Source organism: Rhodopseudomonas palustris (assembly GCF_007005445.1).
Lineage (GTDB): Bacteria > Pseudomonadota > Alphaproteobacteria > Rhizobiales > Xanthobacteraceae > Rhodopseudomonas > Rhodopseudomonas palustris_G.
Genome location: NZ_CP041387.1, coordinates 2,967,003 through 2,987,583, shown reverse-complemented (window position 1 = coordinate 2,987,583; position 20,581 = coordinate 2,967,003). Strand labels below are relative to the sequence as shown.

Below are 20,581 nucleotides of genomic sequence, written 5' to 3'. Positions count from 1 at the left end.
TTAGATCCGAAGCCTCAAGGACTGGCGACACGCGATCGTCCTGCCCGATGTCGCCCGACTTTCGTCTGTTCAGTCCTCTGGGACGAGGAATATAGCGGCGAGCGGCGGAATCGTCAGGCTCAGCTCCGGCACCAGGCCGTCCCGCGGTCGGACTTCGCCGCCATTGCCGACATTGCTGCCGCCGTACACTGCCGAATCCGAGTTGAATACTTCGCGCCAGCGGCCCGGAAACGGTACGCGCACCCGGTAGTCCTGATATACGTTCGGCGAGAAGTTGACGATCACCAGGCAGCGCGATCGGGTGTCGTTGCCCTTTCGCATCCATGCGAACACGTTGCGGTTGGCGTCTTCGGTGATCAGCCATTCGAAGCCGAACGGATCGCAGTCGAGCTGATGCAGCGCCGGCAGCGACCGATACAGCTTGTTGAGGTCGCGGATCAGTGCCTGGATGCCGGCGTATTTCGGATAGTCGAGCAGGTGCCAATCGAGCGAGCGGTCGTGGCTCCATTCCCGCTCCTGGCCGAACTCACCGCCCATGAACAGCAGTTTCTTGCCGGGGTGGCCGAACATGAAGGCGTAGTAGGCACGCAGGTTGGCAAAGCGCTGCCACTCGTCGCCCGGCATCCGGCCGAGGATGGAGCGTTTGCCGTGCACGACCTCGTCATGCGACAGCGGCAGGATGAAATTTTCCGAGAACGCGTAGTGCAGCCCGAACAGAATCTGGCCGTGATGATATTTCCGGTGGATCGGATCCTTGCTGATGTAGTTCAGCGTATCGTGCATCCACCCCATGTTCCATTTGTAGCCGAAGCCGAGTCCGCCGAATTCGACCGGTCGAGACACCTGCGGCCACGCCGTGGATTCTTCGGCCGCGGTGGTGGCGTGCGGGAATTTGGCGTACACCTCGGTGTTGAATCGGCGAATGAACTCGATTGCCTCGATGTTCTCACGCCCGCCGAATTTGTTGGGAATCCAGCCGCCTGCCGGCCGGCTGTAGTCGAGGTACAGCATCGACGCTACGGCATCGACCCGCAGCGCATCGATGCCATAGCGCTCCAGCCAGAACAGTGCGTTGGCGGTGAGGAAATTGACCACTTCGGTGCGGCCGTAATTGTAGATCAGGGTGCCCCAGTCGAGATGCCGCCCCTGCATCGGGTTGGCGTGCTCGTACAGCGCAGTGCCGTCGAAATTACCGAGGCCGTGCGGATCGTCCGGGAAATGGCCCGGCACCCAGTCGAGCACCACACCGATGCCGGCTGCATGCAGGGCGTCGACCAGCGCGCAGAAGTCTTCCGGCGACCCGAACCGCGAGGTCGGAGCATACAGGCCGGTCGGCTGGTAGCCCCAAGATCCGTCGAACGGATGCTCGCTGACCGGCAGGAATTCGACATGGGTGAAGCCCATGTCTTGGACATAGGCCGGCAATTGCTCGGCGAGCTCACGGTAGGTCAGCCACTGGTCGCCGTCCTTGCGGCGCCACGAGCCGAGATGCACCTCGTAGATCGACATCGGTGCCGACAGCGCGTTGATGTTGTCCGGGGCGGGTCGCGGTCGCGGCAGCGTGGTGGCATCGACCACGATCGATGCGGTCTTCGGCCGCAGCTCGGCGGCGAACGCCAAGGGATCTGATTTCTGGGGCAGTTGCTCGCCGTTCGGTCCGGCAAGATCGAACTTGTAGTGATCACCGGCGCGGGCGCCCGGGATGAACAGTTCCCAATAGCCGTTGCCGCGCACCCGCATCTGGTGGCGAAGCGGATTCCAATAGTTGAAATCGCCGACCACGCTGACGCGGCGTGCGTTGGGCGCCAGTACCACAAAGGCGACGCCGGCGATGCCGTCCAGCTCCATCGGATGGGCGCCGAGCTTGTCGTACAGCCGCTGATCGGTGCCTTCACCGAGCAGATAGAGATCGAAGTCGGTCAGGATCGGGGGAAAGCGATAAGGGTCGTGCAGCTCGACGGTGGTGTCTCCGAACCGGGCGCGAAGCGTGTAGCGCGATGCGGCGCCCGGCAGCGCTCCGACGAATAGGCCGGACCGGTGGGCCTGTTCGAGCGAAGCCGTGGTGCCGTCGTCTCCCACCACCTCGACCGCGGTGGCGTCCGGCAGCAGGACGCGAACCACGGTACCGCCGTCCTGTGGATGCGGGCCGAGATAATGAAACGGGTCGGCATGACGGCCTTCGACAACAGCGTAGGCTTCGTCACTCAATTGCGCGGTCATGGAAACTCCTCGGGCGGCGGCGACAGGATGCGGAGAATGCCGGCGAGCGGCACCCGCAGCCAATCGGGACGGTGCGCGATCTCGTAGTCGATCTCGTACAGCGCCTTTTCAATCAGAAAGAAATCGAGCCATCGATCCGCTGCGTCAGGATCGGCCGGCCAGACCGGGCTTTCGCCCATGGTCTGACGGTACCCGTCCAGGAACGCGGTCGTGGCGCGGATGCGCCACAGTTCGAGTGCTTCGTTCAGCCGGCCGGGTTCGTCGGGCGGCGTTTTGAGCGCGCGGGTGAGCGCCGCAGTGGTCGAATAGTCGATCGAGCGCACCAGACCGGCAACATCGCGTGCCGCCGGCGCCTTGGCGCGGCGCTCGGCGAGGGTACGGCGCGGTTCGCCCTCGAAGTCGATGATGTAGATGTCGTCCTTGACGATCAGCATCTGACCGAGATGGAAATCGCCATGGTGACGGATGTTCAGGCCGCCGTCATCGCCCAGGAGCTCGCCGATGCGGCCCATCAGGATCTCGCGAGCCGCCAAAAGACGGTCGACCAATGCCTTGTCGGGGTCGCTGAAGCCGTCGCGCCGGCGCCGCAGCTCGCCGAGTACCCGTTCGGCCGCGGCCGAGACGGTCGCGACCCACGAACGTGCCTCGTCCGGGCCGATCGGCTCCGGCGCAAAATCGGGCAGCTCCGGGTGACCGGCCAGCGCGATGTGCATTTCGGCGACGCGCCGGCCGGTATGTTGCATGAAGTGCAGATATGGTGCGAACTGATCACTTTCGGCGGCCTCCGGATTGCCGGTCAGCACCCGTTGCTCGTCGACATAGCGGTCTAGATAGCCGGCGGTGAGGGTCCAGCCGTCACCCTGATTGCCGATGAATTCGTGCACCACCGCGATCGCCGTCGTGGTGTCGCCTTCGACCAGTTCGACGCTGCCGAGCAGCGCCGGGGTATTGCGGTAGCCGGCCACTTCCGTGAGGAACCGCCCCATCTCCAGCTCGGGATTGATGCCGACCTGTAGCCGCCGATATAATTTGACGACGTAGTCTTCGTCGATCAGCGAGGTCGAATTCGACTGCTCGGCGTCCACCGGGCGGATGTTCTCGAACGGGCCCGCCGGCCGCTCGGCGAGCAGCGAGCCAGGACGGAATTCGAGCCGATTGCCATCGTCGCCGATTACAGTGAGCGCGCTCCGGACGTTTTGCAGCAGCAGGTCGACGAACGACGGGTCGGCGGCGACGTCGAGCAGAGTGCCCTCGCGCGCGCCCTGGCGAACCGCCGCGTAAGCGCGTGGGTTGTAGCGCTCGCGATCGAATCGGACCCAGTCGATCTGCATCGGCAGCAGATAGCGTGCGGTGGTACCGCGCAGCGTCGCTTCAAACAGCGCCAGCCAGGGACGGTTGTCGCCGTCGTTGGCGAACGGGATCGCCGAGGTCAACCGCGGATGGATCGCGCGCGGGTTGCGCTCCGGAAACCAGCGGGTTCGCGACAGGAAGGTCGGCAGTACCTCGTGCTCGAACATCGAGCGGGTGCGGCCCAGCGTCATCCAGGTCGAGCCCAGCGGCACCACCAGGGTCACGAATTCGGGTACGGTGGAGACCGGCGCGACATGGGCGGCGGTGCCGGGCTCTTCCAGCTTGAACCAATAGAAGCCGAACGGCGCCAGCGTGATCATGTATGGCAGTTCGCCGATCGGCGGAAACTTGGTGCGGCCGAGCATTTCTTGCGGCACACGCTCTTTCCACGGCGACAGATCCAGCTCGGTCGCCTGCGCGGCCCGCGACAGGTTGGCGACGCAGAGAATGACTTCGTCCTCGTGCTGCCGGACATAGGCGAGCACGGCGCGGTTGCTCGGCCGGATGAAGGTCATGCTGCCCCGGCCGAACGCCGACGTTGACTTGCGGACCGCGATCAGCCGCTTCATCGCGCTGAGCAGCGACGACAGGCTGCGCTGCTGCGCCTCGACGTTGACCGAGGCGTAGCCGTAGACCGGATCCATGATCGGCGGCGCATACAGCCGCGCCGGGTCGGCGCGCGAGAATCCGCCGTTGCGGTCGGACGACCATTGCATCGGGGTGCGAACGCCGTTGCGGTCGCCGAGATAGATGTTGTCGCCCATCCCGATCTCGTCGCCGTAATAGATGATCGGCGTACCGGGAAACGACAGCAGCAGCGAGTTCATCAATTCGATCTTGCGGCGGTCGTTGTCCATCAGCGGCGCCAGGCGGCGGCGAATGCCGACGTTGATCCGGGCCCGCGGGTCGGCAGCGTAGGTCTTCCACAGATAGTCGCGCTCGACGTCGGTGACCATTTCGAGCGTCAGTTCGTCGTGGTTGCGCAGGAACATCGCCCATTGGCAGTTGGGCGGAATCTCGGGCGTCTGGCGCATGATGTCGGTGATCGGGAAGCGGTCTTCCTGCGCGATCGCCATGTAGATCCGCGGCATCAGCGGGAAGTGGTAGGCCATGTGGCATTCGTCGCTGTCGCCGAAATACTGCTGGACGTCCTCCGGCCACTGATTGGCCTCGGCCAGCAGCAGCTTGCCCTTGGCGTAGGCGTCCAGCTCGGCGCGCAGCCGCTTGATGACCGCATGGGTCTCGGGAAGGTTCTCGTTGTTGGTGCCGTCGCGCTCGCACAGGTAGGGAATCGCGTCGAGCCGGAAGCCGTCGACGCCGTTGTCGAGCCAGCGCTTCATCACTTTGACGACCGCGCCGACAACGCGCGGATTGTCGAAATTGAGGTCGGGCTGGTGCGAGAAGAACCGGTGCCAGTAGTATTGGCCGGCTTCCGGATCCCAGGTCCAGTTCGATTTTTCCGTGTCGGTGAAGATGATCCGCGTGCCCTGATACATCTGGTCGGTGTCGCTCCAGACGTACCAGTTGCGCGCGCTCGAATTCTTTGGGCTCCGCCGCGCCCGCTTGAACCATGCGTGCTGGTCCGAAGTGTGGTTGACCACCAGCTCGGTGATGACGCGTAGGTTTCGCCGCTTCGCTTCAAAGATGAAGCGGCGAAAGTCCTTCATGGTGCCGAAGTCGGGGTTGATCGAGCCGTAGTCGGCGATGTCGTAGCCGTCGTCGCGCTGCGGCGACGGATAGAACGGCAGCAGCCACAGCGTATTGACGCCGAGCTCCTGGAGATAGTCCAGCTTCTCGGTGAGGCCGGCGAAGTCGCCGATGCCGTCATTGTTGCTGTCGGCGAACGCCTTGACGTGCAACTGGTAGATGATGGCGTCCTTGTACCAGAGCTCGTCGGAGGCGTCGTCGCCCGGCCTGTCGTTCGCCACGATCGGTGACATTTCATTCATGTTTCCGCACTCACGCCAGGCAACGGAACAGCAGCGCCGGGTCACGGTGCGGATCGATCCGCAGGTTGATCCCGCCCCAGTCGAGTGCGTGGCGTTCGCCCGTCAGCAGGTTCTCCACTGCGGCGACCGGCCGCCGCTCGCCCGCAACCACGATCTGCACGTCGCCGAGCGGCAGCCAGAACTCGTGGTAGTCGCTGCTGAGAGCGATCGCGACCGCGACCGCGTTACCGCCATCGACGGAAGTCTTCACGAAGCCGGTCACGTTCGGATCCTGCACATCGAGAAAGCGCAAGTTGCTGGTCTGCTGGAGCGCCGGGTTGGCGGCGCGGATGCGGTTGATGTCGCGGATGTAAGGCTTGATGTTGCCGGGCTTGTCCCAGTCGCGAACCTTGATCTCGTACTTTTCGGAATCGAGATATTCCTCTTTTCCCGGGATTGCGTCGTGTTCGAGCAGTTCGAATCCGTTGTAGATGCCATAGGTCGATGACAGCGTTGCGGCGAGAACGAGGCGCGATTTGAACATCCACGGTTCGCCACCCTGCAGGTGGTAGGGCAGGATGTCGGGCGTGTTGGTGAAGAAATTGGGGCGATAGAAGTCGCGCTCCGGGTAACCGGCGAGCTCACGCAGATATTGTTCGATCTCCCACTTCTGGGTTCGCCAGGTGAAGTAGGTGTAGGACTGCGTGAAGCCGAGCTTGGCCAGCCCCTTCATCAGCTTCGGCCGGGTGAAGGCTTCGGCCAGGAAAATCACGTCGGGGTGACGTAGCTGCACCTCACGGATCAGCCATTCCCAGAACCGCAGTGGCTTGGTGTGCGGGTTGTCGACCCGGAAGATCTTCACGCCCTGATCGGCCCAGAACAGCATGACGTCGCGCAGCGCGTTCCACAGCGCACCGGCGTCCTCGCAGGAGAAGTCAGGATTGACGATGTCTTCGTATTTCTTCGGCGGGTTCTCGGCGTATTTCATCGAGCCGTCGGGGCGGCGCTTGAACCAGTCCGGATGCTGCTTCAGCCAGGGATGGTCCGGTGAGCACTGCACCGCGATGTCGAGCGCGACCTCGATGCCCACCACTTCGCAGGCACCGACGAAGGCGCGGAAGTCTTCCAGAGTGCCGAGCTCCGGATGCACGGCGTCGTGGCCGCCTTCTTCGGCGCCGATCGCGTAAGGACTGCCGGGATCGCCGGGCCCGGCTGTGAGCGCGTTGTTGCGGCCCTTGCGGTTGGTGTGACCGATCGGATGGATCGGGGTGAAATACACCACGTCGAAGCCCATCGCGGCGACGTCCGGCAGCCGGGCGATGCAATCGCGGAACGTGCCGTGGCGGCCTGGCTCGGTCCCCTGGCTGCGCGGCACCATCTCGTACCAGGCGCTGAAGCGAGCCCGCGGCCGGTCGATCATCAAGGGCAGCGGATCGGTGCGGGTGAGGTCGGGCCGCGCCTGACTCGTCGCCATCGCGTCCAGCAATTCCGGCGCCAGCAGCGGTTCGATTTCGCCGGTCCGCAGATAGTCTTCACAGCGGTGCTGGATCAGCCGCAGCACGTCGGGATCGTCGGACTGCGCCTTGGTCAGCAGGCCGGCACCTTCCAGCGCGTCCAGCGACAGATCTTGTCCGGCCTTCAGCTTCAACTCGGCACCGTGGCGCCAGGTGGCGAATTCATCGGTCCATGCTTCGATGGCATAGACGTGACGGCCGAGTTGCTGCGGCGTGAAGGTTGCCGACCAGCGATCGTTGACGGTGTGTACCATCGGCACGCGCTGCCAGGTGCTGTCCTGCTCACGGCGCCAGATCAGCGCGGCAGCGATGACCTCATGGCCGTCGCGATAGATGTCGGCCCACACTTCGACCGGCTCGCCGACGATCCGCTTCACCGCAAATCGTCCGCCGTCGATCAGCGGGAAGATGTCTTCGATGTGAAAAGCGCCGCCCTGAGCGGCGGCCTGAAGCGCTTGCGTCGACTTGTTCACAATAGCCCACGATCGATTGAGTGAGGTGATGCCCACGATCTAGGACACTCGTCCCATAGTGAACCGGGCGGTTCTCCATTACAAAGCTTCTCGACCGCGCAGGTTCCAATGGAACTCACCCTACGCAATTGCGTTCGATATGACTATCCTGGGACAGGCGGAATCGCCGCGCACCCGCGCGGCGTGTAGACAGCGTGCTTAATGGATTTATTCACCAGAGCTTCCGAGCTGGGCATCCAGACCGAATTCTACGACGGTCAGGGACGCCGCCACGTCACCCCGCCAGAGGCATTGGCGCTGATCACCGAGGCGATGCCGCAGCCCGCCGAGCGCAGGTTGTTGGACCGGATCGTGGTGATCCGGGAGGGCGAGCCGTGTCGCTCCGAGCTGGGCGCCCAGGCGGTGCTGCCTGTACGTTGGCGTATCGTCACCGATGGGGGCGCGCTGGTTGAAGGCGCCGCCGAGCAGCGGACCCTGAGCTGGCCGCTGGATCTGCCGCCCGGTATTCACAGCGTGCGGCTGAGCGACGCATCCGGCCGCACCGAGGAGCTGCCGCTGCTGATGTCGCCGCGGCGCGCCTTCGGCGGTGCATTCGACCGCTCGTGGCTGATCGCGGTTCAGCTCTACAGCCTGCGATCGGTACGCAATTGGGGCATCGGCGATTTCACCGATCTGGCCAACCTGATCGAGCTCGCGGCCGCGCTGGGGGCAGGCGGGATCGGTCTCAATCCGCTGCATGCGTTGTTCGACGACCGGCCGGGGGATTGCAGCCCTTATTCGCCGAACAGCCGGCTGTTCCTCAATCCGTTGTATGTCGATGTCGAACGGCTGCCGGAGTTTTCCGCCGCCGACCGGCCGGTCGACGCCCAGACGCTGGCGGCGCTCCGCGACGGCGAGCTGATCGACTACGCCGCGGTGGCGGCCGTGAAGTGGCGGGGTCTGCGGGCCGCCTATGAGGCGTTCCGGACCTCGGCGTCCGACAGCCGGCGCGAAGCGTTCGAGGCATTCCGCCGCGAGCGCGCGCCGCTGCTGACGCGGTTCGCGTGTTTCGAAGTTCTGCGGCACCGGTTCGGGCATCCATGGTGGGAATGGCCGGAAGAATGGCGCCAGCCCGACGATGCCCGCTGCGATCTATTGCGACAGGGCCCCGATGCCGCCGAGGTGGAATTCGTCGCCTTCACCCAATGGTGCGCCGATGATCAGTTGCGCGGCTGCCGCGATCTCGCCGCAGCGCGCGGCATGAGCGTAGGGCTGTATCTCGACGTCGCGGTCGGAGTGCAGAGCGACGGCTTCGACGCCTGGAACGAGCAGACCGCGATCTCGCGGCTGCTGTCGGTCGGCGCGCCGCCGGACTCGCTCAACACCGCGGGTCAGAATTGGGGCCTGGCCGGCTTCAACGCGCCAGGGCTGGAACTGACGGGCTTTGCGCCGTTCCGTGACATGCTGCGGGCCTCGATGCGCTATGCCGGCGCAATCCGGCTCGATCACGTGCTCGGGCTCAATCGGCTGTATCTCGTCCCGCATGGCTTCGCCGCCCATGAGGGCGTCTACGTGCAGATGCCGTTCGAGGCGCTGCTCGCGGTCACCGCGCAGGAGAGCGTCGGACATCGCTGCGTGGTGATCGGCGAGGACCTCGGTACCGTTCCGGACGGCTTCCGCGATCGGCTGGCGGCGTGGGGGATCTGGTCGTACCGGGTGATGATGTTCGAGCGCGACTTCCACCAGGGCTGGTTCTTCGGGCTCGAGCACTACCTGCCGAACGCGCTGGTGACCTTCAACACCCACGATCTCGCCACCTATTCGGGTTGGCGCGCGCTCACAGACCTGCATCTGAAGCGCTCGATCGGGGTCGACCCCGGCGAGAGCGACGACAGCCGGCACCACGCGCTGGCGATGCTCGGCGACGCCCTGCGCCATCAGGGCATCGAGCACGAGGACATCTACGCGGTGTTGACCTTCCTGGCGCGTACGCCGTCGCGCCTGCTGGCGATCGCGCTGGAAGATCTGCTGGGGGTGCTCGACCAGCCCAATGTGCCGGGGACGGTGTCGGAACATCCGAATTGGCGACGGCGGTTGCCGAAGCCGCTCGAAGACGTCGCCGCCATCATCAACCGCTCGGCACTTTTCGCGGCGACGATCGACCGCCGCAATCCGGGTTGAACGCGTTGCCCGGCGACATCGAAGACTACGCGATGATCGGCGATTGCGAGACCGCTGCGCTGGTCGGTCGCGACGGATCGATCGATTGGCTGTGCTGGCCGGCGTTCGATTCCGAAGCCTGTTTCGCGGCGCTGCTCGGCAGTGAGGCCAACGGCCGCTGGAAGATCGCGCCGGCGAAGGAGATCGTGCGCTGCAGCCGGCGTTATCGCGGCGACAGCCTGATCCTGGAGACGACCTTCGAGACCGCGACCGGGGCGTTCACGCTGATCGACTTCATGCCGCCGCGCGGCTCGGCTTCGGACGTGGTCCGCTTGGTGCGCGGCGATCGCGGCAGGGTCGAGGTGGCGATGCAGCTCGTGATCAGGTTCGGCTACGGCGCGAGCATTCCATGGGTGAAGCGCGGCGAGGACGACGCGCTCCTGGCGATCTGCGGACCCGACATGGTCGTGCTGCATACGCCGGTCGCGACGTACGGCAGGGACATGACCACGGTCGCCGATTTCGAGATCGGCGAGGGCGACGTGGTGCCACTGGTGCTGACCTATGGGGCGTCGCATCTGCCGGTGCCGACCGAGATCGATCCGCACCAGGCGCTGAAGGACACCGAAGCGTTCTGGGCGGAATGGTCCGGCCGCTGCAGCTATCAGGGCGAACATCGCGACCTTGTGATGCGCTCGCTGATCATACTGAAGGCGCAGACCTTCGCGCCGTCGGGCGGCATCGTCGCGGCGCCGACCACCTCGCTGCCGGAAAAGCTCGGCGGAGCGCGCAACTGGGACTACCGGTTCTGCTGGCTGCGCGACGCGACCTTCACGTTGCTGGCGCTGATGAACAACGGCTATACCGAGGAAGCCGCTGCCTGGCACGATTGGCTGCTGCGCGCGGTCGCCGGCAATCCGGCCAACATGCAGATCATGTACGGCATCTACGGCGAGCGACGGCTGATGGAATGGCAGGCCGACTGGCTCGACGGCTATCAGGGAGCGCAGCCGGTGCGCATCGGCAACGCAGCCCACGCGCAATTGCAGCTCGACGTTTACGGCGAGCTGATCGACGCCTTCCACCAATGGCGTGCCGCCGACCTCAAGCTCGACGGCGAATCCTGGGCGGTAGAGTGCAAGGTGTTGCAGCATCTCGCCACCATTTGGGACCAGCCCGACAGTGGGATCTGGGAGTTGCGCGGGCCGCGCCAGCATTACGTCTCGTCCAAGGTGATGACCTGGGTGGCGTTCGACCGCGGCATCAAGAGCGCTGAGAGATTCGGGCTGAAGGCGCCGCTGGCGGAGTGGCGCGCGTTGCGCGAGCGGATTCACGCCGACGTCTGCGCCAACGGCTTCGATGCCGAGCAGAACGCTTTCGTCGAGCACTATGGCGCCAAGGTGCTGGACGCCTCGGTGCTACTGATTCCGGCGGTAGGGTTCCTGCCGCCGCGCGACCCGCGGGTGCTGGGTACGCTGGAGGCGATGGAGCGCCATCTGATGGTGGACGGTTTCCTGATGCGGCACGATCCCCGCGAGCAGCCCGACCAGACCGAACCGGTCGAGGGCGCTTTCCTCGCCTGTACGCTGTGGCTTGCCGATGCCTATGTGCTGGCCGGTGACACCGAGCGCGCCAGAGCGCTGTTCGAGCGCGTCGCCGGCATCGCCAACGATCTCGGCCTGCTGGCCGAGGAATACGACACCACGGAGCGGCGCCAGGCCGGCAACTTCCCCCAGGCCCTGACCCACATCGCGCTGATCAATACCGTCAACAACCTTACCGCCGCCAAGGCGGCGACAGCCAAGCCGGCGATGCAGCGGTCGAAGCAGAGTTAGCGGTCAAGGCTCGCATTGCGATCCAGGATGAAGTCGATCGCGGCGGCGAAGCCGTCGTCGTCGTTGCGGCCGGTGACGTGGGCGGCCTTCTGCTTGATTTCGTCGGCGGCGTTGCCCATCGCGATCGGCAGGCCGCTGACGCCGAACATCGGCAGGTCGTTCGGCATGTCGCCGATGGTGGCGATCGAGTCGGCTGCGATGCCGAGCCGCTGCGCCATCGCGGTGACGAACGTGCCCTTGCTGCGGCCGGGCGGGGTGACGTCGAGATAGTAGTCCTGCGACCGCACCGCCAGCGCTCGGTCGCCGAGCGCGGCCTGCAGCTCCGGCTCACAGCGCTTCAGCAGCGCGAAATCGGCACTGACGCCGACGATCTTGCAGGCCTTGCCGGTCAGCGGCGTCAGATCCTCCAGCATCGTCGGCGCAAACCGGATGGTGCGCTCCTCGTGCGGCACGTATTTGCCGTCGTCGCGGCGGATGTACCAATTGTCGTTGGTGAACAGCCAGATGTCGATGCCGTTGCGCTCGAACAGCTCGATGCTGGTCGCCACCGCGCTTTCCGGAATCAGATGCTGTTCGATCACCGACAGCGTCGGCGTGACGATCGAACTGCCGTTGAACGGGCCGAGCGGCAGCGTGATGCCGAGCGGATCGCTGTACATCCGCATTCCGACCGGCGGCCGGCTGGAGGTGAGGGTGAAGCCGACGCCGCTGGCTTCCAATCTCGACACCGCATCACGGGCGCGATCGGTGAGTCGCTTGTCGGTGGTGACCAGGGTGCCATCGACGTCGGAGATGACGAGCTGGATGCGGGCCATGGGTTTCCCTATCTAGGCCGTCATTGCGAGCGAAGCGAAGCAATCCATCGGCGCTGGGTACTGGGCTCTGGATTGCTTCGTCGCTTTCGCTCCTCGCAATGACGAATTCAACTGCTGAGCATTGAACTAATCGCTGATCGACGTCGGAAGCTGACCGACGATGGCGTCGACGATCGCCTCAACGGGCGCGCCGATTGAGGCGATGATCGGGCGTTCTTCCGGGCCGGGGCGCTCCAGCGTGGCGAACTGGCTGTCGAGCAGGCCGGCCGGCATGAAATGGTTCTTGCGCGCCGCCATCCGGCCGCCGATCAACTCGCGGCTGCCGTCGAGAAACACGATGCGGATGTCGTCGCGTCCATGCACCAGGATGTCGCGATAGGCGCGCTTCAGCGCCGAGCAACCGAACACGATGGAGCCTCCGCCGGCGATGACACGATCGATCTCGGCGGCGATCGCACGCAGCCACGGCCAGCGATCGTCGTCGGTGAGCGGCTCGCCGGCGCTCATCTTGGCGACATTGGCTTCGGGATGATAGGCGTCGGCGTCCTCGTAGGGCCAGCCGAGCCGCGCGGCGAGAGCTTCCCCCACCGTGCTCTTGCCCGAGCCGGACACGCCCATCACGATCAGCCCGCGCGGCAGCGGCTCGGAAACCATCGGTTCAGGCGACACCGGCATTCTCCGGCAGCGCGTCCAGCGTCACCAGCCACACCGTCTCGCCCTGTGAGCGGGCGCGGGTGGACGGTAGATTCTCGCCGGCGAACACGCGGGCAAGGATGTCGCGTTTGGAAGTCCCGTGCACCAGGAACAGCATCTCGGCGCAGGAGGCGAGGGCGGGCAAAGTGAGGGTGACGCGCGGCACCAGCGGCTCCACCGGGGCGGTATCGACGCCGGCGGCCCAGCGGCTCTCGATCTGAAGCTGCGGCCGCCCCGGAAACAGCGAAGCCGTATGACCGTCCGGCCCGACGCCGCCGAGCACCAGATCGAACAGCGGTCGATCGGTTGCGAGCACGTCGCTGCCGTAGAATGCCTTCAGTTCGGCCTCGTAACGACGCGCCGCATCGTCTGGCGTCGTGGTGTCGGTGGGGATGGCGTGGACGTTCTGCGGCGGCGCGCGCCCGTTCAGGAATGCCCGTCTCGCGGCGCCGATATTGCTGAGCGGATCGCTCTCCGGCACGAAGCGCTCGTCGCTGATGAACCAGTGCACGCGCGGCCACGGAATCCGGCTTTCGAATTCACCTGCGAGCAGTTCGAACATCCGCTGCGGCCCGGAGCCGCCGGTGAGGCAGATCGCCGGGCGATCGTGATGCAGTTCGATCCGCGCGATCAGCCGCTGTGCGGCCAGCCGGGCTTGCGCGTCGGCGTCGGCCGCGACCACGAGGTGATGATCGGGGCTGCGCATCGGCTAGCCCAGTTTCCGCCAGTCGCGGCCGTCGCGGGCCAGCAACTCGTCGGCGTCCTCCGGGCCGTCGCTGCCGGCGCGATAGATCTGCAGGCCGTGGGCGCCGGCTTTCTTCCAGACCTCGAGGAACGGCTGTACCACGCGCCATCCGGCCTCCACGCCATCGGCGCGTTGGAACAGGATGTTGTCGCCGATCATGCAGTCGTGCAGCAGCGTCTCGTAGCCGTTGCTCGGCGCCACTTTGAAGTAGTCCTTGTAGCGGAACGTCATCTCGACGCCATCGATGGCGATCGACGGACCCGGCACCTTGGTGTTGAACTGGAGAGAGATGCCTTCCTCCGGCTCGATCCCGATCACCAGATAGTTCTGCGATAATTCTCGCACCGGGGTGCAGCGGAACATCGAGAACGGCGCCTCCTTGAACTTGATCGCGACCTCGGTGCGCTTGCCCGACAGCGCCTTGCCGGTGCGCAGATAGAACGGCACGCCGGCCCAACGCCAATTGTCGATCGACAGCTTTAGCGCCGCGAAGGTCTCGGTGGTGCTGTCGGGCTCGACGTCCTTGGCGCTGCGATAGTCCGGAATCTCGGTGTCGCCGATCCTGCCCGAGGTGTATTGACCGCGCACCGAATTGCGTAGCGCTTCGTCTTCACTCTGGATCTGGATGGCCGCGAGCACGTCGGCCTTGGCCGAGCGCACCCCGTGTGCGTTGAAATGCGCGGGCGGCTCCATCGCCACCAGCGACAGCAGTTGAAACAGATGGTTCGGCACCATGTCGCGCAGCGCGCCGGTCTTGTCGTAGAAGCTGCCGCGATGGCCGACGCCGAGCTTTTCCTCGACGGTGATCTGGATGTGGTCGATGTGCTCCCTGTTCCAGATCGGCTCGAACATGCCGTTGGAGAACCGCAGCACCAGGATGTTCTGCACCGTCTCTTTGCCGAGATAGTGATCGATCCTGTACAGTTCGTGCTCGGAGATGATGCCGAGCAGATGATCGTTCAGCGCCTTGGCCGAGGCGAGGTCGGTGCCGAACGGCTTCTCCACCACCAGCCGGCGCCATGCGCCGCTGATCTCTTCGAGTAGCTTGGCGCGGCCGAGCTCGGTCGCGATCGGTGCGAAGGCATCCGGCGGGGTGGCGAGATAGAACAGTCGGTTGCCGCCGGTGTTGCGGCTGGCCTCGAGCTTCTCGAGCCGCTCGCGCAGCCGGTCGAACGAATCCGGTTCGCTCGGATCGGCACTGACCGCGGTGACGCAGTACAGAAGCTGATCCGCAATTTTGTCGTCGACCGGACGGGTGGCGTATTTGCGCAGGCCCTGCATCAGGCTCTCGCGCAGATCGTCGCTCGCCATCTCCTTGCGGGTGACACCGACGACGCAGAACTTCTCCGGCAGTAGTCCGGCTTCGGCGAGATTGTACAGCGCCGGGATCACCAGGCGGTGGGTGAGGTCGCCGGTGACGCCGAATATGACGAACGCGCAGCCGTCGGGAACCTGATTGCTGTTGGCTTGCGTGGTCACGCGCGCTCCGATGTCGGTTTCAGTTTCTGCTGCGGGGCGGCCTGCTGCTCCGGTTCCGGGTGCTGCTGCGGCTCCTTATGGCCGCCGAAGCCAGCTCGCATCGCCGAGAGAATTTTCTCCGCGAACGTATGTTCCCGGCGCGAGCGGAAGCGCGCGAACAGCGCGGCGGTGAGGACTTCGGCCGGCACTGCTTCTTCGATCGCGGCATTGATGGTCCAGCGGCCTTCGCCAGAGTCCTCGACGAAGCCCGAATAGTTGTCGAGCTGATCGTTCTTTGCGAGAGCCGTTGCTGTGAGGTCGAGCAACCATGACGGGATCACGCTGCCGCGCCGCCAAACTTCTGCGATGTCGGCGATGTCGAGATCGAAGCGGTGAGCGTCGGGCAGGACGTCGCTGCTCGCGTTCTTGAGGATGTCGAAGCCCTCGGCATAGGCCTGCATCAGGCCGTATTCGATGCCGTTGTGGACCATCTTGACGAAGTGGCCGGCGCCGACCGGACCGGCGTGGAGATAGCCTTGCTCGACACGCGGATCACGCTCTTCGCGGCCCGGCGTGCGCGGAATATCGCCGATCCCCGGCGCCAGCGTCGCGAAGATCGGATCGAGCCGGTCGACGACGGCTTTGTCGCCGCCGATCATCATGCAGTAGCCGCGTTCAAAGCCCCAGATGCCGCCGGAGGTGCCGACATCGACGTAATCGATGCTGGTCTCCTTCAGCGTCTTGGCGCGGCGGATATCGTCCTGCCAGAAGGTGTTGCCGCCATCGATGACGACGTCACCGGCGGCGAGCAGCTTGGCGAGCTGTTCGATGGTGGTCTCGGTGATATGGCCCGCCGGAAGCATGACCCACACGGCGCGCGGCGCGTCGAGCTTGCGCACCAGCTCCTCGAGCCCGCCGGCCCCGGTTGCGCCCTCGCGCGTCAGCGCCTCGACCGCTTGCGGGTCCCGGTCGTACACCACGGCATGATGGCCATCCTTCATCAGGCGCCGGACGATGTTTCCGCCCATCCGGCCAAGGCCGATCATGCCGATCTGCATGCGCAAGTCTCCACTGTTGAGCCGTGCCTCGCTTGATACGCGAGGCTACGTTTTTAGGCGGTTACTCCGTCATTGCGAGCCGAGGCGAAGCAATCCAGGGATCTGGATATAGGAGCTGGATTGCTTCGTCGCTTCGCTCCTCGCATTGACGATCCTGTTCGGCCGAGCGGCTGCTACTCCAGCGCTTGTTTGATCGCCGCGCCGAGCGACTTCAGCCCGGCGCCGAGATCGCCCTTGAGGTGAACCCGCAGGGCGCGGCGGCCGCGTTCGGTGAGAACGTCGAAATCGCCGCGCGCCTGCGCCGCTTTGATGACGCCGAAGCTGGCGGTCTGGCCCGGCACCGGCAGGTCGGCAGCGTCGTCGGCGGTGATCTGCAGGAACACGCCGCTGTCGGGTCCGCCCTTGTAGGCCTGCCCGGTCGAGTGCAGGAACCGCGGGCCGAATTCGGCACAGGTCGCCACCCGGCGCTGGTCGCGGACGCGCAGCCGGATGTCTTGCAGCGCGTCGATATGCGCGGCGTTGCGCTCGATGTAGGCGAGCAGGGCGAAATAGTCGCCGGCATTGACGCGCGACAGATGCGCCTTCAGCCAGGACGCGACCGTGCCGTCGGCACCCGCCTTGCGCAGCGCCGCGGCGTTGGCGGCGTCGGTGTAGAGATCGGCTTCGGCGGTCGACAGGGCAGGGGTCTCTGCCGGCAGCGCACCGGACTTCTCGAACGCCGCAGTGAGTTCGCGGGTCTTGACCTTGGCGCTCTCGACGTCGGGTTGATCGAACGGGTTGATACCGAGCACCGCACCCGCGACGGCGGTTGCCAGTTCGAAGCGGAAGAACTCCTGGCCGATCGCCTCGGTCGATTTCAGCACGATCCGCACCACCGGATGGCCCGCCGCTTCCAGCGCCGCGAGCTTCGACTCATGGGCCGCATCGGTCTCGGCTTCGGTGCGCAGATCGATGAATAGCCGGTCGTTGCCGTAGATCGACGGCTCCGCCAGCGGCTCGCCGTCGATCGGGATCAGGCCGTTGCCTTCCTTGCCGGTCGACTCCGCGATCAGTTGCTCGGCCCAAGCGCCGAAATCGGCGATCGCCTTCGACGAGGTGATCGTCACCTTGTCGCGGCCTGCAAGCCCGGCGCAGCCAAGCACCAGACCGAGCTGCACCGCCGGGTTCTGCTGCGGCGGCACGTCGGCGCCGCAGGAGCGAACCATCGCCAGCGCCGAGTCCAGCAGCTTGGCAAGATCGAGTCCCGCCGCGGCAGCAGGCACCAGGCCGAACGGCGACAGCACCGAATAGCGGCCGCCGATGGTCGGATCGCCGTGGAAGATCTTGGCGAACTTCTGCTCGGTCGCGACTTTCTCCATCGACGAACCGGGATCGGTGACGGCGACGAAGTGGCGGCCGGCCTGATCGGCTCCGACCGCTTCGGTGACGCGCGCGAAAAAGTGGGCCTTCATCACGTTCGGCTCGGTGGTGCCGCCGGATTTCGAGGAGACGATGAACAGCGTCGAGGCTAGCTTGACGCTGGCTTCGAGGGTGCGCACCTGCGCCGGATCGGTGGAGTCGAGGACGTGCAGCTTCGGGAAGCCGTCCTGCTGCGGGAAGGTCTCCGCGATCACTTCGGGGCCGAGGCTTGAGCCCCCCATGCCGAGCACCACCGCATCGGTGAAGCCCTGGCTCTTCACCCATTTGGCGAAGTCTTGATAGTCGACGAGCTTGGTCTTGGCGACCGATGGCGCCTGCAGCCAGCCCAACCATTTGGCCTCGTCGTGATCGGTCCAGACCGACGCGTCGCGCGACCAGACCTTGCGGATCTTGCCGGCGGCGCGCCACGCTTCGGTCTGCTGCTTGACGCTGTCGGCGAGCTCGCCGGGCAGCGACAGGGTCTGCTTGCCGACGCGGCCGGCCAGCACGGTCTCGCGCTTGAACGCCACGGCGCCCAGCAGCTTGTCGAACGCGTCGGCAAACAACTGCACGCCTTCGGTGACCAGCTTGTCGGTGATGGCGTCGAGCGAGATCCCGGCGCTGGCAAGGCCCTTGATCACCGCGCGCGCCTCGTCGATCTCCTTCTCCAGACTGTCCTTCGGCTTGCCGTGATCGCGGAAGGCGTCGAGCGTCGACGGCGGCACGGTGTTGACGGTGTCCGGCCCGATCAGCTCCTCAATGTACAGCACGTCGCTGTAGGCCTTGTTCTTGGTGCCGGTGGAGGCCCACAGCAGCCGCTGCGGCTTGGCTCCGCAGGCTTCCAGCTTGGCCCAGCGGTCGCCGCTGAACAACCGCTTGTAGTCCTGATACGCCAGCTTGGCATTGGCGATCGCCACCTTGCCTTTCAGCGCTTCCAGCGGCTCCTTTTCGGACGGATCGCCAACCTTGGCGATCTTGTCGTCGAGCGCCGCATCGACCGCGCTGTCGATGCGGCTGATGAAGAAGCTGGCGACGCTGGCGACGTGCGCCGGATCGCCGCCGGAGGCGATCAGCGCTTCGAGGCCGGAGATGTAGGCTTCAGCGACCTGGACGTAGACTTTCTGCGAGAACAGCAGCGTGACGTTGACGCTGATGCCTTTGGATATGAGCTGCTTGATCGCCGGCAGGCCCTCGCGTGTCGCCGGCACCTTGATCATCAGGTTTTCGCGATCCACCGCACGCCGCAGCCGCTCGGCTTCCGCCAGCGTGCCCTTGGTGTCGAGTGCGAGATAGGGCGAGACTTCGAGGCTGACGAAGCCGTCGCGGCGTTCGAGCTTGTCGTACACCGGCCGCAGCACGTCGGCAGCGTGCTGGATGTCTTCGACCGCGAGCGCTTCGTACAGATCACCGACCGAGCGGTCGCCCTGCTTCAGCGCTTCGCCGATCGCGCCGTCGTATTCGTCGGTGGCACCGATCGCCTTTTCGAAGATCGAGGGATTGGATGTGACACCCTTCACCCCGTCGGTCTCGATCAGTTTCTTCAGGTCGCCCTTGGCGATAAAGCCGCGGGCCAGGAAGTCCAGCCAGATCGCCTGGCCGTGTTTTTCGAGCGCTTTGACGGGATTCATGGTGCCTTGTCTTGCTGGTTCGGTGCGATGACGGCCTCGCCCGCATTTCCGTCCGGGGATCGAGGCTTGTCAACACGTCCTGACCGGCGCCTTGCACGCCGGCCGATTACCGCCCAATGACCGATATGACGTTTAAACCGGCAAACGGTTCCATGATGCCAGCCTATCGCAAGGATGTGATGCTGCGATTACAGGCGGACCAGGGGCAACTGCTGCGGCGAGCGGTGTCGGTCTTACGGCGCTCTCAGCGCGTCGGGCCCAGCGGAGACGTCGCCGATCCCGGCGATCACTGCGTCGCGGATGCCGGGGTCGTACAGCAGGTGGCCGGCGGCATCGATGGTGCGCAGCTCGGCCTCCGGCCACAGCGCAGCCAGGCGCTGTGCGGTCGATGGCGGGCACAGCAGATCGTAGCGGCCCTGCACGATCACTCCGGGGATGCCGGCGAGTTTCGGCGCATCGCGCAGCAATTGATCCGGCTGCAGGAAGCAATCGTGGGCGAAGTAGTGCGCCTCCATGAACGGCGTCATCGGCAGCGCACCGTTGCCGGATAGCGCGGCGCGATCGAGCCGGGTCCGCCGCGGCGCGAGACTGGAGAGAATGCCTTCGGTCTCTCCCCAGGCGCGCGCGGCCGGAGCGTGCACGGCGGGATCGGGATCGAGGATGCGGCACCAATAGGCATCGAGCGGCGCGGCGCGCTCGGCCTCCGGCAGCACGCTGATGAAGTCGTCGTACAGCGCCGGGTAGAACCGCGGCAGCGTCGACAGGAACGCGGTCTCGAGTTCGGCGCGGGTGCCGAGAAAGGTCGCGCGCAGTACCAGCCCGCTGACGCGCTCCGGATGCGCCTCGGCATAGGCCAGCGCCAGCGTGGCGCCCCACGAGCCGCCGACCACCAGCCAGCGTTCGAAGCCATAATGGCTGCGGATCGCCTCCATGTCGGCGATCAAATGCGGCAGCGTGTTGGCGTCGCGCCCGCCCTTTGGGCGGCTGCGGCCGGCGCCGCGCTGATCGAACAGCACGGCATGAAATCGCTGCGGATCGAACAGCCGGCGATGATCGACCTGGCAGCCGCTGCCAGGACCGCCGTGTAGATAAACCGCGGGGATGCCATCGGCGCGACCGTTGCTTTCGACATAGAGCGCGTGGCCGTCGCCGACCGTGAGCATCTGCGAGGACAGCGGCGTGGTCGCGGCAGGCTGCGGGGACGGAGCGTCAGCTTCCGGATCGAATGGCATCTCGACCTGTTAGCGCGAAACCGTGCGGTTTGCGAGCGCCGCACAGCGCTCCGCGCGGCCGGCAGGGTTGCGGATTATGCCGGTGATGGCCACCT

12 protein-coding genes are annotated in these 20,581 nt (G+C 65.5%); 2 read left to right on the top strand and 10 right to left on the bottom strand.

Annotation, left to right across the window (positions count from 1 at the left end; genetic code table 11):
* Positions 1-69: 69 nt before the first annotated feature.
* Genes glgB through FLL57_RS13680 form a run of 3 tightly spaced genes read right to left on the bottom strand, consistent with a single transcriptional unit; the run spans position 70 to position 7,485 of the window.
* Positions 70-2,220 (bottom strand): 1,4-alpha-glucan branching protein GlgB, encoded by a 2,151-nt coding sequence (gene glgB, locus FLL57_RS13690; protein WP_013501472.1) that lies wholly within the window; start codon positions 2,218-2,220, stop codon positions 70-72.
* Positions 2,217-5,519: a maltose alpha-D-glucosyltransferase gene (gene treS, locus FLL57_RS13685; RefSeq protein ID WP_142883160.1), complete on the bottom strand. Its 3,303-nt coding sequence runs from the start codon at positions 5,517-5,519 to the stop codon at positions 2,217-2,219. The genes glgB and treS overlap by 4 nt, the downstream gene beginning before the upstream one ends.
* 10 nt (positions 5,520-5,529) lie before the next feature.
* Positions 5,530-7,485, bottom strand: coding sequence for an alpha-1,4-glucan--maltose-1-phosphate maltosyltransferase (locus tag FLL57_RS13680; RefSeq protein WP_142883159.1), 1,956 nt, complete (start codon positions 7,483-7,485; stop codon positions 5,530-5,532).
* Positions 7,486-7,686: 201 nt separating this feature from the next.
* Between FLL57_RS13680 and malQ the strand changes: the two genes are divergently transcribed.
* A complete protein-coding gene (gene malQ / locus FLL57_RS13675; protein ID WP_142883158.1) occupies positions 7,687-9,645 on the top strand; it encodes a 4-alpha-glucanotransferase in 1,959 nt (652 codons plus the stop codon).
* A gap of 5 nt (positions 9,646-9,650) precedes the next feature.
* Entirely contained in the window at positions 9,651-11,459 is a 1,809-nt protein-coding gene (locus FLL57_RS13670) for a glycoside hydrolase family 15 protein (protein ID WP_142884214.1), read from the top strand.
* On the opposite strand, the gene FLL57_RS13665 is transcribed toward FLL57_RS13670, so the two are convergent.
* The 7 genes from FLL57_RS13665 to pip all read right to left on the bottom strand — a co-directional run bounded on the left by FLL57_RS13665 (position 11,456) and on the right by pip (position 20,486).
* Entirely contained in the window at positions 11,456-12,274 is an 819-nt protein-coding gene (locus FLL57_RS13665) for a Cof-type HAD-IIB family hydrolase (protein ID WP_142883157.1), read from the bottom strand. The genes FLL57_RS13670 and FLL57_RS13665 overlap by 4 nt on opposite strands.
* 126 nt (positions 12,275-12,400) lie before the next feature.
* Positions 12,401-12,949 (bottom strand): gluconokinase, encoded by a 549-nt coding sequence (locus FLL57_RS13660; RefSeq protein ID WP_142883156.1) that lies wholly within the window; start codon positions 12,947-12,949, stop codon positions 12,401-12,403.
* Positions 12,933-13,673, bottom strand: a complete 741-nt coding sequence (gene pgl, locus FLL57_RS13655; RefSeq protein ID WP_142883155.1) for a 6-phosphogluconolactonase — start codon at positions 13,671-13,673, stop codon at positions 12,933-12,935. Before pgl ends, FLL57_RS13660 begins: the two co-directional genes overlap by 17 nt.
* A 3-nt stretch (positions 13,674-13,676) precedes the next feature.
* Positions 13,677-15,191: a glucose-6-phosphate dehydrogenase gene (zwf, locus tag FLL57_RS13650; RefSeq protein WP_142883154.1), complete on the bottom strand. Its 1,515-nt coding sequence runs from the start codon at positions 15,189-15,191 to the stop codon at positions 13,677-13,679.
* Positions 15,188-16,228 (bottom strand): phosphogluconate dehydrogenase (NAD(+)-dependent, decarboxylating), encoded by a 1,041-nt coding sequence (gene gnd, locus FLL57_RS13645; RefSeq protein WP_142883153.1) that lies wholly within the window; start codon positions 16,226-16,228, stop codon positions 15,188-15,190. The genes zwf and gnd overlap by 4 nt, the downstream gene beginning before the upstream one ends.
* Before the next feature lie 173 nt (positions 16,229-16,401).
* Positions 16,402-19,254, bottom strand: a complete 2,853-nt coding sequence (locus tag FLL57_RS13640; RefSeq protein ID WP_142883152.1) for a bifunctional transaldolase/phosoglucose isomerase — start codon at positions 19,252-19,254, stop codon at positions 16,402-16,404.
* 233 nt (positions 19,255-19,487) lie between these two features.
* The gene (gene pip, locus FLL57_RS13635; RefSeq protein ID WP_013501483.1) at positions 19,488-20,486 is read right to left on the bottom strand and encodes a prolyl aminopeptidase; all 999 of its coding nucleotides are present in this window, start codon (positions 20,484-20,486) and stop codon (positions 19,488-19,490) included.
* Positions 20,487-20,581: the final 95 nt, after the last annotated feature.